Genomic DNA, 14,619 nt, shown 5'->3' with positions numbered 1-14,619 from the left:
ATGGCAACGGTAATGAAAAAGGTCGACGCCGTGATCGTCGGTTTCGGCTGGACCGGCGCGATCATGGCCAAGGAGCTGACCGAAGCGGGTCTCAACGTGCTGGCGCTGGAGCGCGGGCCGATGCAGGACACCTACCCCGACGGCAACTATCCGCAGGTGATCGACGAACTCACCTACAGCGTGCGCAAAAAACTCTTTCAGGACATTTCCAAAGAGACCGTGACCATTCGGCATAGCGTCAACGACATCGCCCTGCCGAACCGCCAGTTGGGCGCATTCCTGCCGGGCAACGGCGTCGGCGGCGCCGGCCTGCACTGGTCGGGCGTGCACTTTCGTGTCGACCCGATCGAGTTGCGCATGCGCAGCCACTACGAAGAACGCTACGGCAAAAGCTTCATCCCCAAAGACATGACCATTCAGGATTTCGGCGTCAGCTATGAAGAGCTGGAGCCGTTTTTCGACTTCGCGGAAAAAGTCTTCGGCACCTCCGGCCAGGCCTGGACGGTGAAAGGCCAATTGGTCGGTCAGGGCAAGGGCGGCAACCCTTACGCCCCGGACCGCTCAAACCCGTTCCCGCTCGAAGCGCAAAAGAACACCGTGTCTGCACAACTGTTTGGCAAAGCGGCTACAGAGGTCGGTTATAAACCCTACAACTTGCCGTCGGCCAATACCTCTGGGCCGTACACCAATCCCTACGGCGCACAGATGGGCCCATGCAACTTTTGCGGATTCTGCAGCGGTTATGTCTGCTACATGTATTCCAAGGCTTCGCCGAACGTGAACATTCTGCCGGCGCTCAAGCCCCTGCCGAATTTCGAACTGCGGCCCAACTCCCATGTGCTGCGGGTCAACCTCGACAGCAGCAAGTCCAAAGCCACCGGCGTCACCTACATCGACGGCCAGGGCCGCGAGATCGAGCAGCCGGCGGATCTGGTGATTCTCGGCGCGTTCCAGTTGCACAACGTGCGTCTGATGCTGCTCTCGGGCATTGGCAAACCGTACGATCCGATCAGCGGCGAAGGCGTGGTCGGGCGCAACTTCGCCTACCAGAATATGGCGACCATCAAGGCCTTCTTCGACAAGGACACCCACACCAATAACTTCATCGGCGCCGGCGGCAACGGCGTGGCGCTGGATGACTTCAACGCCGACAACTTTGACCACGGCCCGCACGGCTTCGTCGGCGGCTCGCCGATGTGGGTCAACCAGGCCGGCAGCCGCCCGATTGCCGGCACCTCGAACCCGCCAGGCACACCGGCGTGGGGCAGCGCGTGGAAACGCGCGACCGCCGATTACTACACCCATCAGGTGTCAATGGACGCCCACGGTGCGCATCAGTCCTACCGCGGCAACTACCTCGATCTCGACCCGGTGTATCGCGATGCCTACGGCCTGCCGCTGCTGCGCATGACCTTCGACTGGCAGGAAAACGACATCAAGATGAACCGCTTCATGGTTGAAAAAATGGGCAAGGTCGCGCAAGCGATGGGGCCCAAAGCGATTGCGGTGATCGGCAAGCAGGTCGGCGACCACTTCAACACGGCGTCCTATCAGACCACCCACCTCAACGGTGGCGCGATCATGGGCACCGATCCGAAAACCAGCGCGTTGAACCGTTACCTGCAGAGCTGGGACGTGCACAACGTCTTTGTTCCCGGCGCCTCGGCGTTCCCGCAAGGCCTGGGCTACAACCCGACCGGGCTGGTCGCGGCCCTGACCTACTGGTCGGCGAAAGCGATCCGCGAGCAGTACCTGAAAAACCCCGGCCCGCTGGTTCAGGCATAAGGAGCGATGACCATGAAAAATCTCGTTATCGCGACCCTGGCGCTGCTCGGTAGTGCCTGCCTTCAGGCAGCGGAAGTTGATCAGAATCTGATCAAACAGGGCGAATACCTCGCCCGCGCCGGCGACTGCGTGGCTTGTCACACCGCGAAAAACGGCAAGCCGTTCGCGGGCGGCCTGCCGATGGAAACCCCGATCGGCACGATCTACTCGACCAACATCACCCCGGACAAATCCGGCATCGGTGATTACAGCTTCGAGGATTTTGACCAGGCCGTGCGCCATGGCATCGCCAAAAACGGCAGCACGTTGTACCCGGCGATGCCCTATCCATCCTACGCACGGGTCAACCAGGCCGACATGCAAGCGTTGTACGCCTATTTCATGCACGGCGTGGCACCGGTCGCGCAGGACAATCAGGCCAGCGACATCCCGTGGCCGCTGAGCATGCGCTGGCCGCTGATGGGCTGGCGCTGGCTGTTCGCGCCGAAGGTCGAGGATTACACGACCACCTCGGACGATCCGGTGATTGATCGCGGTGCGTACCTGGTCGAAGGCCTCGGCCACTGCGGCGCCTGCCACACCCCGCGCGCCCTGACCATGCAGGAAAAATCCCTCAGCGCATCGGATGGCAAAACCATTCTCGCCGGCAGTGCGCCGCTGGAAGGCTGGATCGCCAAGAGCCTGCGCGGCGACCACAAGGACGGCCTCGGCAGCTGGAGCGAGGAGCAACTGGTGCAATTCCTCAAGACCGGCCGCAGTGATCGCAGCGCAGTGTTCGGCGGCATGAGCGACGTGGTCACCCACAGCATGCAATACATGACCGACGCCGACCTGACGGCCATCGCCCGCTATCTGAAGTCGCTGCCAGCCAGCGATCCCGCCGATCAGCCGCATCAGTACGATGAAAAAGCCGCCAAAGCGCTGTGGAACGGTGACGACAGTCAGCGAGGCGCTTCGGTGTACATCGATAACTGCGCGGCATGCCACCGCACCGACGGGCACGGCTACACCCGCGTGTTCCCGGCGCTGGCGGGCAATCCGGTGTTGCAGACGGATGATCCGACCTCGTTGATCCACATCGTCCTCAAGGGCGGCACGCTACCGGCCACGCACACCGCGCCATCGACCTTCACCATGCCCGGCTTCGCCTGGCGCCTGTCGGATCAGGAAGTCGCCGATGTGGTGAGTTTCATTCGGGGGAGTTGGGGTAACAAAGGCGCGCCGGTGAGCGCCAAAGACGTCGCCAACCTGCGCAGCAATGACATGGAAAGCATGTCGCCGAATGATCTTGGTCAAGTGACCAAGCATCAATAAAAACAAAACCCTGCATGAACTTTTCATGCAGGGTTTTTATTTAAAGCGTGACAGTAAATCCAACTTACGGATTGACGATACTCACATACGCCTTGGCCAGCGCGATCAACTTTTCCTGGTCATCGCTATCGATATCACCGTCGCCGTCTACATCATTTTTGTTGCTGCGAATAGTAAAGGTCTTGCCACGGTCAGCAGACACTGCGACCACGTAAGTCGAGTCAACCAGTGCCTCGGTGGGCAGCGCCTGCTCGGCGTTCCAGCCCAGTTCCTTGCGCGCCAGTTGCAGCGAAACAATGGTGTTGGGCTCGGAAGCATTGGGCAACATCATTTGCATGAAAACGCCACGTTGATTAAGAAACGACATAACACTAAATCCTTTTGTTTTTGTAACCCATCCTGGGTCCACCTGAGTGCCAAAGATTATCTGCGGCAACTTTGCACAACAACCGGGTATATGTATCGCCGGTTGTCTCTTGTTTGCGGATTGATACAGGCCGTGGCCTCATCGCTGAACGGTACTGGATCAGACACGCGTCACTCGGTACTGTATGCCCATACAGATCGAGAGCAGCATCATGATCACTCCACCGCCTCGCGGTCGCGGCACCGCTACCAACCCGCACAACCGCTTCGCGCCGAACCGATCGGTGGCCGAGGATGACGGCTGGTATCAGGAAGTGCCTGAAACGCAGAACACCGAGGTCCTGATCGAAACCGCAAAAACCATCATCACCCGCAATGCTTCGCCGGACTTGCCCTTTGACCGTTCGATCAATCCCTATCGCGGCTGCGAGCACGGCTGCATCTATTGCTACGCGCGGCCCAGCCATGCCTATTGGGACATGTCGCCGGGGCTGGATTTCGAAACCCGGCTGATTGCCAAGACCAACGCTGCGCAAGTGCTGGAAGAGCAATTGAGCAAGAAAGGCTATCAATGCGCGCCGATCAATCTGGGCTCCAACACCGATCCGTATCAGCCGATCGAACGCGAATACAAAATCACCCGGCAGACCCTCGAAGTGCTGCTGCGCTATCGGCATCCAGTGACCATCGTCACTAAAGGTTCGCTGATTCTGCGCGATCTGGATCTGCTGACCGAACTGGCGCAACAACGGCTGGTGAAAGTGATGATCAGCCTGACCACCCTGGATGACGAACTCAAACGCATCCTTGAACCTCGTGCCGCTGCGCCGAAAGCACGCTTGCGCGCGATCCGGGTGATGCGCGAAGCCGGGATTCCCGTTGGGGTGCTGTGTTCGCCGATGATTCCGATGATCAATGACAGCGAAATCGAAAGCCTGCTCAGCGAAGCCCACGCCGCCGGTGCGCAAAGCGCGGCGTACATGATGCTGCGCCTGCCGCTGGAGGTGGCGCCACTGTTCGAGGAATGGCTGGCCGCACATTATCCGCAACGCGCCGCCCATGTCCTGAGCCTGATCCGCCAGAGCCGTGGCGGCGAACTCTATGACAGCCGTTTCGGTGCGCGCATGCGTGGCGAAGGGGTTTTTGCCGATCTGCTCGCGCAGCGTTTTGCCAAGGCCATCAAGCGACTTGGTTTGAAGCATCGCGAAGGTTACGACCTCGATTGCACCGCCTTCTGTCCGCCGGGTCGCCAGATGTCGCTGATTTAGCGACAATTGACCCAGGGTTGTGGGTTGGAATCCTTCTGCCGACATTGCTCTGTCACGTTTTTTGTGACCTGGAACACACGTTCTAGAGCGTTTGATTCAGTTTGAGTTAAGTTTCGGCAGCTACCTTGTTCATCGAGTGACTGACGGGTCGGGATGACCCGGATGGTTTAAACAGCCACTGGCTTCATACCGGAATACCGGGGAAGACTCCCTGAATCCGCCAAAGAGGATGAATCATGAGTGACAAGGATAAACAGTCGTTGGCTGCCTCGGCGCAAAGCCCAGAAGCGGAATCCGCCGATGCAGCACTGCGACAGATCGTTGATGGCTTTTTACGCTTTCATCATGACGTTTTTCCCCAGCAGGAAGAACTGTTCAAGAAACTCGCGACGGCCCAGGCGCCCAAGGCGATGTTCATCACCTGCGCGGACTCGCGCATCGTTCCCGAGCTGATCACCCAGAGTTCGCCCGGCGATCTGTTCGTGACCCGTAACGTCGGCAACGTCGTGCCGCCCTACGGGCAGATGAACGGCGGCGTTTCCACCGCTATCGAATACGCGGTGCTGGCGCTTGGCGTGCAGCACATCATCATCTGCGGCCATTCCGATTGCGGCGCCATGCGTGCGGTACTCAACCCGGACAGCCTGGAAAAGATGCCCACGGTCAAAGCCTGGCTGCGCCACGCTGAAGTGGCGAAAACCATGGTGCACGACAACTGCAACTGCACCGACGAAAAAGAAAGCATGCCGATCCTCACCGAGGAAAACGTCATCGCCCAGCTGCAGCACTTGCGTACCCATCCTTCGGTAGCCTCGCGCATGGCGAACGGTCATCTGTTCATCCATGGCTGGGTCTACAACATCGAAACCAGCGAAATCAAAGCTTACGACGCAGATCAGGGTCGTTTCCTGCCGCTCGACGGCAGCCATCCGATACCGGTCGCGACGCCCAAAGCGCGCTTCTAACTCTTCCTAAACATCTGTGTGGTTTGACGCCGGCCGCTGATTCAGCGGCTCGGCCTCGCCACGCCTGAAGAAAACTTCGGGAGAATCGCCATGCGTGCGGCTCAATTGAAAGCGGTGTTGCCCCGGGAGCTGCTCGCTTCCGTGGTTGTATTTCTGGTCGCCCTGCCGCTGTGCATGGGTATAGCGATTGCCTCAGGGTTGCCGCCGGCCAAAGGTCTGATCACCGGGATCATCGGTGGTCTGGTGGTCGGTTGGCTGGCGGGCTCGCCATTGCAGGTCAGCGGGCCGGCGGCGGGGCTGGCGGTGTTGGTGTTCGAACTGGTGCGCCAGCACGGCATCGAGATGCTCGGACCAATTCTGTTGCTGGCCGGTTTTCTGCAACTGGTCGCCGGGCGCCTGAAGCTCGGTTGCTGGTTTCGGGTCACGGCGCCAGCAGTGGTTTACGGCATGCTGGCGGGGATTGGCGTGCTGATTGTGCTGTCGCAGGTGCATGTGATGCTCGACGCCAAGCCGCAACCGTCAGGGCTGGACAACCTCACGGCATTCCCGGCCGCCGTAGCGCAAGCCTTGCCGTCGTTTGGCTGGCAGGCCGGTCTGCTCGGGCTGGCGACGATTGCGGTGATGTGGCTGTGGGAAAAATTCCGCCCGCATTCGCTGCGTTTCGTTCCGGGTGCGCTGTTGGGTGTAGGCCTGGCGACGGCCGCGAGTCTGCTGCTGGCCTTGCAGGTCAAGCGTGTGGAAGTGCCGGCGAATCTGGCCGAAGCCATCGATTGGCTCAAGCCTGCCGACCTGATGAGTCTGGCCGATCCAACGCTGCTGATTGCCGCGTTCGCCGTAGCGTTCATCGCCAGCGCCGAGACCCTGTTGTCCGCCGCCGCGGTGGATCGCATGCACAGCGGCGTGCGCTCGGATTTCGACCGTGAGCTGTCGGCGCAGGGTGTCGGCAACATGCTCTGCGGGCTGGTCGGTGCGTTGCCGATGACCGGTGTGATCGTGCGCAGTTCGGCCAACGTTCAGGCCGGTGCGACCACGCGCTATTCGACGATCTTCCATGGCCTGTGGCTGCTGGCGTTCGTGCTGTTGCTGTCGAGTGTGCTGCAGAGCATTCCGGTGGCGAGTCTGGCCGGCGTGCTGGTCTACACCGGGTTCAAACTGGTCGACCTCAAGGCGTTTCGCCGCTTGGCTCGCTACGGGCGGATGCCGATGTTCACCTACGCCGCGACGGCGCTGGCGATCATCTTCACCGACCTGTTGACTGGCGTGCTGATCGGCTTCGGGCTGACCTTGCTGAAACTGGCGTTCAAGGCCTCGCGCCTGAAAATCAGCCTGATCGATCTGCCGCAGGACGGCGAAATGGAGTTGCGCCTGATCGGTGCGGCGACGTTCCTCAAGGTGCCGGCGCTGACCCAGGTGCTGAACACCATTCCCCACGGCACGACCGTGCATGTGCCGCTGAATAACCTGAGTTACATCGACCACTCGTGTCTGGAGTTGCTGGAGGAATGGGGCCGGGCGAATGCGGCGAAGGGCTCGAAGTTGTTGATCGAGTCGCGTGGGTTGAAGCGCAGGCTGGAAGGCAGGGTCAGGACCAATACCGGGATTGGTGCGGCCGGTTAGAACATCGGACCCGCGCAAAACCCTGTGAGAGCGAGCCTGCTCGCGAAAGCGGTGTGTCAGCCAACAGAGATGTTGAATGATCGATCGCATTCGCGAGCAGGCTCGCTCCCACATTGGTTTTATGACATATGGAAATTATGCAGCAGGCTGATCCAGCTCCAGCCCCACACCCAGTCGCCGGCTCATGCACGGCCAGCGTTTCCACGCGGCGCCGGTGTCCGGGCTGCTGAGTTTGTCGCGGTAGGCTTCTACCGACTCCAGGGCAAAACTTTCGTCGTTGAGCATTTCATCAATCGCGTGGTGCACCGCTTCGTCCAGTTGGTTGGCAAATGCCTCACCGATCAATTGGTGAGCAATCAGATTGGCGACCGTCATGTCCAGGGGGATCAGTGGCTGGCCGAAATGCTTGATATACAGGTCGTTGACCTCTTCGACAAAACGGTGCGCGAGATAGGCTTCGTCGAGCAGGCTGTCCAGGCCGACATGCCCGGCCATGATGGCCGGCGGCTGGAGGAAATACTGCTCGGCGATTTTCAGCACCGGTTTGATCTGCGATTCAATTCCCGCTTCCCTGGCGACTTCATTGGCTGCGTCCAGCAGGTCTGGTACTTCGTCGATGTAGGCGGCGACAAAACGCGTCAGCACACCGTTGGCGTCGGCTTCCGGCAACTGGATCGCCGGGTGCAGGTGAGGCAGCTTGCTTTCCAGCTGACGGGTCAGCAGGCCGGTATCCTTTTCGTGTTGTTGGGCTTTTTGGATCTGCTCGCGCAATGCGGCGGTGTTCATGAAAACTCCAGGAAACAAGGCAATGAAATAGGGAAGACATAACTTAGCTGGCTTACGAAAAACGCTAAGACGCATTTGTCATAATTATTTCATCCTTGATGCAGCTGCGTTATATCCATTCGCCACCACTCGTCTGCATCCTTCTCCATTCGTGCCCTCGAACGCAAGCCCGGGCTGTTTTAGATCATTTACGTGCGCGGGTTGCAATTTCCCGACGCTGTCTATACTCGCCAATGAATGGAGTTAGCTGATGACGCCCGACTGCACCCGCAGCAAGGCCCGGCGATTCAAGTTCGTAGTCTGATGCAGCCGCTCCCTTGCCGCAGGCGTATGCCGGCGGGATAACAAGAACGATAAGGGGAACCCGCAATGATGCGACATCCACATGTCTGGATGGGCCTCCTGTTGTGGTCGATATTCAGCCAGGCCAACGCGGCCTGGACGGTGAATATGGCGCCTGGAGCGACTGAAATCAGTCACGCAGTATTCGACCTGCACATGACCATTTTCTGGATCTGTGTGGTGATCGGGATCATCGTCTTCGGCGCCATGTTCTGGTCGATGATGGTGCACCGCCGTTCCACCGGCCAGGTCGCCGCAAAATTCCACGAAAGCACCGGCGTCGAAATCATGTGGACCGTCGTGCCGCTGCTGATTCTGGTGGCCATGGCCGTTCCCGCCACTGCAACACTGATCAAGATGTACGACACCAGTGAGCCGGATATCGATATCCAGGTCACCGGTTATCAGTGGAAGTGGCACTACAAATATCTGGGCCAGGACGTCGAATTCTTCAGCAACCTGGCCACCCCCGCCGAGCAGATCCACAACAAAGAAGCCAAGGGCGAGCATTACTTGCTCGAAGTCGACAAGCCGTTGGTGCTGCCGATCGGCGCTAAGGTGCGCTTCCTCGTCACCTCCGCCGACGTTATTCACTCGTGGTGGGTGCCGGCGTTTGCGGTCAAACGTGATGCGATTCCGGGGTTCGTCAACGAAGCCTGGACCCGTATCGACAAGCCCGGCCTGTACCGTGGCCAGTGCGCCGAATTGTGCGGCAAAGACCATGGCTTCATGCCGATCGTGGTCGAGGTCAAGGAGCAGGCCGACTACGAAAAATGGCTCGCCGAACGCAAGGCCGAAGCCGCGCAGCTCAAGGAGCTGACCAGCAAGGAGTGGACCCTCGACGAGCTCAAGGAGCGCGGCGACAAGGTCTACCACACCACTTGCGTGGCTTGTCACCAGGCCGAAGGCCAGGGCCTGCCGCCGATGTTCCCGGCGCTCAAGGGCTCGAAAATCGCCACCGGACCGATCAAGGATCACCTGGGCATCGTCTTCCACGGCAAACCCGGCACCGCCATGGCGGCGTTCGGCAAACAACTGTCGGAAGTCGACATAGCTGCGGTCGTGACCTACGAACGTAACGCCTGGGGCAACAACAAGGGCGACATGGTCACGCCTAAGGAAGTGCTGGAGCTGAAACAGGCGGAAAGCCAATGAGCCGGTCTATTGCGTACTTCGACAATCGCTCGGGGCCGCGTGCCCCGGCAAACCCCGTCCACTCACTTGAAGGAGACCGGCCATGAGCGCTGTCATCGATGACCACGGTCACGCCGACCACGCCCACGGCCCCGCCAAAGGCCTGATGCGCTGGGTGCTGACCACCAACCACAAGGACATCGGCACGCTGTACCTGTGGTTCGCGTTCTGCATGTTCCTGCTCGGCGGCTCGTTTGCCATGGTGATTCGCGCCGAGCTGTTCCAGCCCGGTCTGCAGATCGTCCAGCCGGAATTCTTCAATCAGATGACCACCATGCACGGCCTGGTGATGGTCTTCGGCGCGGTGATGCCGGCGTTCGTCGGCCTCGCCAACTGGATGATCCCGCTGATGGTCGGGGCGCCGGACATGGCCCTGCCACGGATGAACAACTTCAGCTTCTGGCTGCTGCCGGCGGCGTTCCTGCTGCTGGTCTCGACATTGTTCACACCGGGCGGCGGGCCGAATTTCGGCTGGACGTTCTATGCGCCGCTGTCGACGACCTATGCGCCGGAAAGCGTGACGTTCTTTATCTTTGCCATTCACCTGATGGGCATCAGCTCGATCATGGGCGCAATCAACGTGGTCGCGACCATTCTCAACTTGCGCGCCCCCGGCATGACCCTGATGAAAATGCCGCTGTTCGTCTGGACCTGGCTGATCACCGCGTTCCTGCTGATCGCGGTGATGCCGGTGCTGGCCGGGTGCGTGACGATGATGCTGATGGACATTCACTTCGGCACAAGCTTCTTCAGTGCCGCCGGCGGCGGTGACCCGGTGCTGTTTCAGCATGTGTTCTGGTTCTTCGGCCACCCCGAGGTGTACATCATGATCCTGCCGGCCTTCGGCGCGGTCAGCCAGATCATCCCGACGTTCGCGCGCAAGCCGCTGTTCGGCTACACCTCGATGGTTTACGCGACGGCGAGCATCGCATTTCTGTCGTTCATCGTCTGGGCGCACCACATGTTCGTGGTCGGCATTCCGCTGGTGGGCGAGTTGTTCTTCATGTACGCGACCATGCTGATCGCCGTGCCGACCGGGGTGAAAGTCTTCAACTGGGCCAGCACCATGTGGCAGGGCTCGATGACCTTCGAGACGCCGATGCTGTTTGCCGTGGCGTTCGTGATCCTGTTCTCCATCGGTGGTTTCTCCGGGCTGATGCTGGCGATCGCTCCGGCGGACTTCCAGTATCAGGACACCTACTTCGTGGTCGCACACTTCCACTATGTGCTGGTACCCGGGGCAATCTTCGGCATCTTCGCCTCGGCCTATTACTGGCTGCCGAAGTGGACCGGGCACATGTACGACGAAACCCTCGGCAAGCTGCATTTCTGGCTGTCGTTCGTTGGCATGAACCTGACTTTCTTCCCGATGCACTTCGTCGGGCTGGCGGGGATGCCGCGACGGATCCCGGACTACAACCTGCAATTCGCCGACTTCAACATGGTCTCGTCGATCGGTGCGTTCATGTTCGGCGCCACGCAGATTTTCTTCCTGTTCATCGTGATCAAGACCATCCGAGGCGGCCCACCGGCACCTGCCAAACCGTGGGATGGCGCTGAAGGCCTGGAGTGGAGCGTACCGTCGCCGGCGCCGTATCACACCTTTACCACGCCGCCGGAAGTGAAATGAACATGGAGCTCTTTGTGGGAGCGAGCCTGCTCGCGAAGAACGATCACGCGGTGTGTCTGACGCACCGCGGCGTCTGCTTCGCGAGCAGGCTCGCTCCCACAGAAGTTCTCGGGAGAGGCACGAATAATGGCTGACGCGATCTCGCTGAAGAAACTCGTCACTCGCCTGCTGCTGGTGGTAGTGGCGATGTTTGTCTTCGGCTTTGCCCTGGTGCCGATCTACGACGTGATGTGCAAGGCCTTTGGTATCAACGGCAAGACCGGTGGCCAGTACGAAGGCGAGCAAGTGGTCGACACCTCGCGCCAGGTGCGCGTGCAGTTCCTCTCGACCAACACCGCCGACATGCCATGGGATTTCTATCCCAAGCATGACGAGCTGACCGCCAACCCCGGTGCGGTCAACGAGATGGTGTTCATCGCCCGCAACCCCACCGACAAGCCGATGAGCGCGCAAGCGGTGCCCAGCATCGCGCCGAGCAACGCGGCGGCGTTTTTTCACAAGACCGAATGCTTTTGCTTTACCCAGCAGGTGCTGCAGCCCGGTGAACAGATCGAAATGCCGGTGCGTTTCATCGTTGACCGCGACATGCCCAAGGAAGTGAAGCACCTGACGCTGTCCTACACGCTGTTCGATATCACCGCCCGACATCCACCGGTGGCTGTTAATACCGGCGGTTGAGCGTGGCCGATAAGGAGAACAATAAATGGCAACTCATGAGCACTATTACGTTCCGGCCCAGAGCAAATGGCCGATCGTCGCCACGGTCGGGATGTTCGTCACCGTGTATGGCCTGGCTACCTGGTTCAACGATCTGAAGGCAGCGCGCCCGGAATCCCACGGCCCGCTGATCTTTTTCGTGGGTGGTCTGCTGCTGGCATACATGCTGTTCGGCTGGTTCGGCGCGGTGATCAAGGAAAGCCGCGCGGGCCTTTACAGCCCGCAGCTGGACCGCTCGTTTCGCTGGGGCATGAGCTGGTTCATCTTCTCCGAGGTGATGTTCTTCGTCGCCTTCTTCGGCGCGCTGTTCTATGTACGGCACATTTCCGGCCCGGCGCTGGGCGGCGAGGGCCCGAAAGGCATCGCCCACATGCTCTGGCCAAACTTCCAGTTCACCTGGCCGCTGCTGCACACCCCGGACCCGAAACTGTTCCCGCCGCCCAAAGAGGTGATCAGCCCGTGGGGCCTGCCGCTGATCAACACCATTCTGCTGGTCAGCTCCAGCGTGACCATCACCATCGCCCACCACGCCTTGAAGAAGGGCCATCGCGGCGCGCTGAAACTGTGGCTGGCGATCACCGTGCTGCTGGGCATCGCGTTCCTTGGTTTCCAGGCCGAGGAATACATCCACGCCTACAAGGAACTGGGACTGACCCTCGGTTCGGGGATCTATGGCGCAACGTTCTTCATGCTCACCGGCTTCCACGGCGCCCACGTGACCATCGGCACGATCATCCTGTTTGTGATGCTGATGCGGATCATGAAGGGCCATTTCGACAACGAGCATCAGTTCGGCTTTGAAGCGGCGAGCTGGTACTGGCACTTCGTCGACGTGGTGTGGATCGGCTTGTTCTTCTTCGTCTATGTGCTCTGAAAACAGCTGCAAGTTGCTAGCTGCAAGCTTCAAGTCAAAGCGCGATGGCCTCTAACTTGTAGCTTTCCGCTTGAAGCTCGCCGCTCCCACGGTACGTGGGACAGCAGCTGCAAGTTGTAGCTGCAAGCTTCAAGCTCAAGCGATACAGCTTTTACTTGTAGCTTGTAGCTGACCGCTTGCAGCTACCAAGGTACGTGGGAGACCAGTTGGCCGCTGTAGAAACCCCAGGCCATCAGGCCGACGGTGGCGGCGGCCAATGCCACCCGAACACTCAAGGCGATGACCAGGCGATTGGAGCTGCTGTCGTCCTTGACCAGGAAAAACAGGCCGCTGAACAGGCTGATCACCGTGGCAATCAGCAGCAGTACGATCGCTGCTTTGAGCATGGGAAGAACTCCGAGGGACAGGCGATGCAGTTGAGTATAGCGAGCGCGACGACTGACTTTGTGACGCGGCCATGAAGCGCTTCCGTCCGGGGGTGATACCGACCGTAGTGGTCGCGTTATTGCTGCCGCTGATGATCGCGCTGGGCTTTTGGCAACTGGGCCGGGGGGCGGAGAAAACCGCGCTGCTGGCCAGTTATGCCGAGCGCCGTGCGGCCGAGCCCATGGCCAGCAGTGAACTGCTCGGCAGCGCGGACCCGGCTTACCGTCGCGTACGCCTGCGCGGCCAGTTCGACCCCGCCCACACGCTGTTGCTCGACAACCGCCAGCGTGGCGGCAAAGTCGGCGTCGAGTTGCTGCAACCGTTTCAGGATCAGCGCAGCGGACTGTGGCTGCTGGTCAATCGCGGCTGGCTGCCGTGGCCGGATCGCCGTGTCGCGCCGCAGTACTCCACGCCCGCTGATGCCCTGACGCTCGACGCCTGGGTCTACGTCGCCCCCGGCGCGACGTTCCAGTTGCACGCCGATCCGGTCAGCAGCACATGGCCGCAAACCGTCACCGCCGTCGAACCAGGCAAGCTCTGGCAAACCCTTGAGCGCGACGGTTTCGCCTATGAACTGCGCGCCGAACCCGGCCCGGCCAGCTACCAGACCGATTGGCCGGTGGTCGCCATGGGCCCGGAAAAACACCTCGGCTACGCCGTGCAGTGGTTCGCCATGGCGACCGCCCTGCTCGGTCTCTACGTTTATTTGGGCTTGCACAACGCAAAGGAGAAGCACCATGCGAACGGCCATGAATCCACCCAGCATGTCTGAGGCCAAACCTGCCGTCAGCCGCCGCCGCGGACGTATCCAGTTGCTGTTGATTGTGCTCGGTGTGGTCGGGCCGATGATCCTCGCCACCGGCATGTACAAATTGCAGTTCTGGGTGCCCGAAGGCCGCAGCTATCACGGTGAGCTGATCGGCAACGGCCAGACCCGCGCCGACCTCGGCGTGCAGGCGGACGAGGAGCGCTGGCAATTGCTGGTGACCGCGCCGACAGCGTGTGCGGTGGATTGCCAGCAACTGGTGTATCTGGCGCGGCAGATCCAGATCGGTCTCGGCCGCGAAGCCGGGCGCGCCAGCCATGCCCTCGCCGCGACGCAACCGCTGAGCGCTGACTACGAGGCCAAGCTCACACGCGAATATCCGCAACTGCAGCGCTATCCGCTGGACCCTGCCGCCTTTAGCAAGGCCTCCGGCGACAAAGCCACGCCACAACTATGGATCATCGACCCGCACGGCAATCTGGTGCTGCGCTACGAGCCGAACGTGAAAGGCAAGGATTTGCTCAACGACCTGCGGCATCTGCTGAAACTGTCCAACATCGGATAAGGGC

The 14,619-nt window shown here is 60.3% G+C and carries 14 protein-coding genes; 11 read left to right on the top strand and 3 right to left on the bottom strand.

Annotated features, from left to right (window positions below):
* Nucleotides 1–1,785, top strand: a complete 1,785-nt coding sequence (locus ACGSLL_RS08755; RefSeq protein WP_394504928.1) for a GMC family oxidoreductase — start codon at nucleotides 1–3, stop codon at nucleotides 1,783–1,785.
* Nucleotides 1,786–1,797: 12 nt separating this feature from the next.
* Entirely contained in the window at nucleotides 1,798–3,099 is a 1,302-nt protein-coding gene (locus ACGSLL_RS08750) for a c-type cytochrome (RefSeq protein WP_394504925.1), read from the top strand.
* Nucleotides 3,100–3,163: 64 nt separating this feature from the next.
* Here the strand turns inward: ACGSLL_RS08750 and ACGSLL_RS08745 are convergent, their stop codons facing one another.
* Complete coding sequence (locus ACGSLL_RS08745; RefSeq protein ID WP_394504923.1) at nucleotides 3,164–3,466, bottom strand: hypothetical protein; 303 nt, start codon at nucleotides 3,464–3,466, stop codon at nucleotides 3,164–3,166.
* Nucleotides 3,467–3,677: 211 nt separating this feature from the next.
* Here ACGSLL_RS08745 and ACGSLL_RS08740 point away from each other — a divergent pair, with 211 nt between their 5' ends.
* The 3 genes from ACGSLL_RS08740 (at nucleotide 3,678) to ACGSLL_RS08730 (ending at nucleotide 7,315) form a co-directional block, all read left to right on the top strand.
* Complete coding sequence (locus ACGSLL_RS08740; RefSeq protein ID WP_394504921.1) at nucleotides 3,678–4,733, top strand: PA0069 family radical SAM protein; 1,056 nt, start codon at nucleotides 3,678–3,680, stop codon at nucleotides 4,731–4,733.
* A gap of 236 nt (nucleotides 4,734–4,969) precedes the next feature.
* Nucleotides 4,970–5,698 carry a carbonic anhydrase gene (locus ACGSLL_RS08735; RefSeq protein WP_093096212.1) on the top strand — a complete coding sequence of 243 codons (729 nt, stop codon included), beginning with the start codon at nucleotides 4,970–4,972 and terminating at the stop codon, nucleotides 5,696–5,698.
* A 90-nt stretch (nucleotides 5,699–5,788) separates the two neighbouring features.
* Entirely contained in the window at nucleotides 5,789–7,315 is a 1,527-nt protein-coding gene (locus tag ACGSLL_RS08730; RefSeq protein WP_394504919.1) for a SulP family inorganic anion transporter, read from the top strand.
* Nucleotides 7,316–7,450: 135 nt separating this feature from the next.
* On the opposite strand, the gene ACGSLL_RS08725 is transcribed toward ACGSLL_RS08730, so the two are convergent.
* On the bottom strand, nucleotides 7,451–8,101 hold the full coding sequence (locus ACGSLL_RS08725; RefSeq protein WP_093096227.1) for a hypothetical protein: 651 nt from the start codon (nucleotides 8,099–8,101) through the stop codon (nucleotides 7,451–7,453).
* 369 nt (nucleotides 8,102–8,470) lie between these two features.
* On the opposite strand from ACGSLL_RS08725, the gene coxB reads away from it, so the two are divergent.
* The 4 genes from coxB (at nucleotide 8,471) to ACGSLL_RS08705 (ending at nucleotide 12,858) form a co-directional block, all read left to right on the top strand.
* Complete coding sequence (gene coxB / locus ACGSLL_RS08720) at nucleotides 8,471–9,598, top strand: cytochrome c oxidase subunit II (RefSeq protein WP_394504915.1); 1,128 nt, start codon at nucleotides 8,471–8,473, stop codon at nucleotides 9,596–9,598.
* An 82-nt stretch (nucleotides 9,599–9,680) separates the two neighbouring features.
* Complete coding sequence (ctaD, locus tag ACGSLL_RS08715) at nucleotides 9,681–11,267, top strand: cytochrome c oxidase subunit I (RefSeq protein WP_332763733.1); 1,587 nt, start codon at nucleotides 9,681–9,683, stop codon at nucleotides 11,265–11,267.
* A gap of 126 nt (nucleotides 11,268–11,393) precedes the next feature.
* Nucleotides 11,394–11,945 carry a cytochrome c oxidase assembly protein gene (locus tag ACGSLL_RS08710; RefSeq protein WP_394504913.1) on the top strand — a complete coding sequence of 184 codons (552 nt, stop codon included), beginning with the start codon at nucleotides 11,394–11,396 and terminating at the stop codon, nucleotides 11,943–11,945.
* A 25-nt stretch (nucleotides 11,946–11,970) separates the two neighbouring features.
* Nucleotides 11,971–12,858, top strand: coding sequence for a cytochrome c oxidase subunit 3 (locus ACGSLL_RS08705; protein WP_394504911.1), 888 nt, complete (start codon nucleotides 11,971–11,973; stop codon nucleotides 12,856–12,858).
* A gap of 182 nt (nucleotides 12,859–13,040) precedes the next feature.
* On the opposite strand, the gene ACGSLL_RS08700 is transcribed toward ACGSLL_RS08705, so the two are convergent.
* A complete protein-coding gene (locus ACGSLL_RS08700) occupies nucleotides 13,041–13,244 on the bottom strand; it encodes a twin transmembrane helix small protein (protein ID WP_394504908.1) in 204 nt (67 codons plus the stop codon).
* Nucleotides 13,245–13,315: 71 nt separating this feature from the next.
* Here ACGSLL_RS08700 and ACGSLL_RS08695 point away from each other — a divergent pair, with 71 nt between their 5' ends.
* Nucleotides 13,316–14,056 (top strand): SURF1 family protein, encoded by a 741-nt coding sequence (locus tag ACGSLL_RS08695; RefSeq protein WP_394504906.1) that lies wholly within the window; start codon nucleotides 13,316–13,318, stop codon nucleotides 14,054–14,056.
* Nucleotides 14,022–14,615 (top strand): hypothetical protein, encoded by a 594-nt coding sequence (locus tag ACGSLL_RS08690; RefSeq protein ID WP_394504904.1) that lies wholly within the window; start codon nucleotides 14,022–14,024, stop codon nucleotides 14,613–14,615. The genes ACGSLL_RS08695 and ACGSLL_RS08690 overlap by 35 nt, the downstream gene beginning before the upstream one ends.
* Nucleotides 14,616–14,619 lie beyond the last annotated feature (4 nt).

It is taken from the genome of Pseudomonas retamae (assembly GCF_043496865.1).
In the GTDB taxonomy this organism is placed as follows: Bacteria; Pseudomonadota; Gammaproteobacteria; order Pseudomonadales; family Pseudomonadaceae; genus Aquipseudomonas; species Aquipseudomonas retamae.
Note: the sequence above shows the minus strand (reverse complement) of the source record. Positions and strands in the feature narration are given on the sequence as shown.

Excerpts from the sequence above, each read along its gene's own strand:
- ACGSLL_RS08755 (WP_394504928.1), top strand. The coding sequence starts at position 1 with ATGGCAACGGTAATGAAAAAGGTCGACGCCGTGATCGTCGGTTTCGGC.
- ACGSLL_RS08750 (WP_394504925.1), top strand. The coding sequence starts at position 1,798 with ATGAAAAATCTCGTTATCGCGACCCTGGCGCTGCTCGGTAGTGCCTGC.
- ACGSLL_RS08745 (WP_394504923.1), bottom strand. The coding sequence starts at position 3,466 with ATGTCGTTTCTTAATCAACGTGGCGTTTTCATGCAAATGATGTTGCCC.
- ACGSLL_RS08740 (WP_394504921.1), top strand. The coding sequence starts at position 3,678 with ATGATCACTCCACCGCCTCGCGGTCGCGGCACCGCTACCAACCCGCAC.
- ACGSLL_RS08735 (WP_093096212.1), top strand. The coding sequence starts at position 4,970 with ATGAGTGACAAGGATAAACAGTCGTTGGCTGCCTCGGCGCAAAGCCCA.
- ACGSLL_RS08730 (WP_394504919.1), top strand. The coding sequence starts at position 5,789 with ATGCGTGCGGCTCAATTGAAAGCGGTGTTGCCCCGGGAGCTGCTCGCT.
- ACGSLL_RS08725 (WP_093096227.1), bottom strand. The coding sequence starts at position 8,101 with ATGAACACCGCCGCATTGCGCGAGCAGATCCAAAAAGCCCAACAACAC.
- coxB (WP_394504915.1), top strand. The coding sequence starts at position 8,471 with ATGATGCGACATCCACATGTCTGGATGGGCCTCCTGTTGTGGTCGATA.
- ctaD (WP_332763733.1), top strand. The coding sequence starts at position 9,681 with ATGAGCGCTGTCATCGATGACCACGGTCACGCCGACCACGCCCACGGC.
- ACGSLL_RS08710 (WP_394504913.1), top strand. The coding sequence starts at position 11,394 with ATGGCTGACGCGATCTCGCTGAAGAAACTCGTCACTCGCCTGCTGCTG.
- ACGSLL_RS08705 (WP_394504911.1), top strand. The coding sequence starts at position 11,971 with ATGGCAACTCATGAGCACTATTACGTTCCGGCCCAGAGCAAATGGCCG.
- ACGSLL_RS08700 (WP_394504908.1), bottom strand. The coding sequence starts at position 13,244 with ATGCTCAAAGCAGCGATCGTACTGCTGCTGATTGCCACGGTGATCAGC.
- ACGSLL_RS08695 (WP_394504906.1), top strand. The coding sequence starts at position 13,316 with ATGAAGCGCTTCCGTCCGGGGGTGATACCGACCGTAGTGGTCGCGTTA.
- ACGSLL_RS08690 (WP_394504904.1), top strand. The coding sequence starts at position 14,022 with ATGCGAACGGCCATGAATCCACCCAGCATGTCTGAGGCCAAACCTGCC.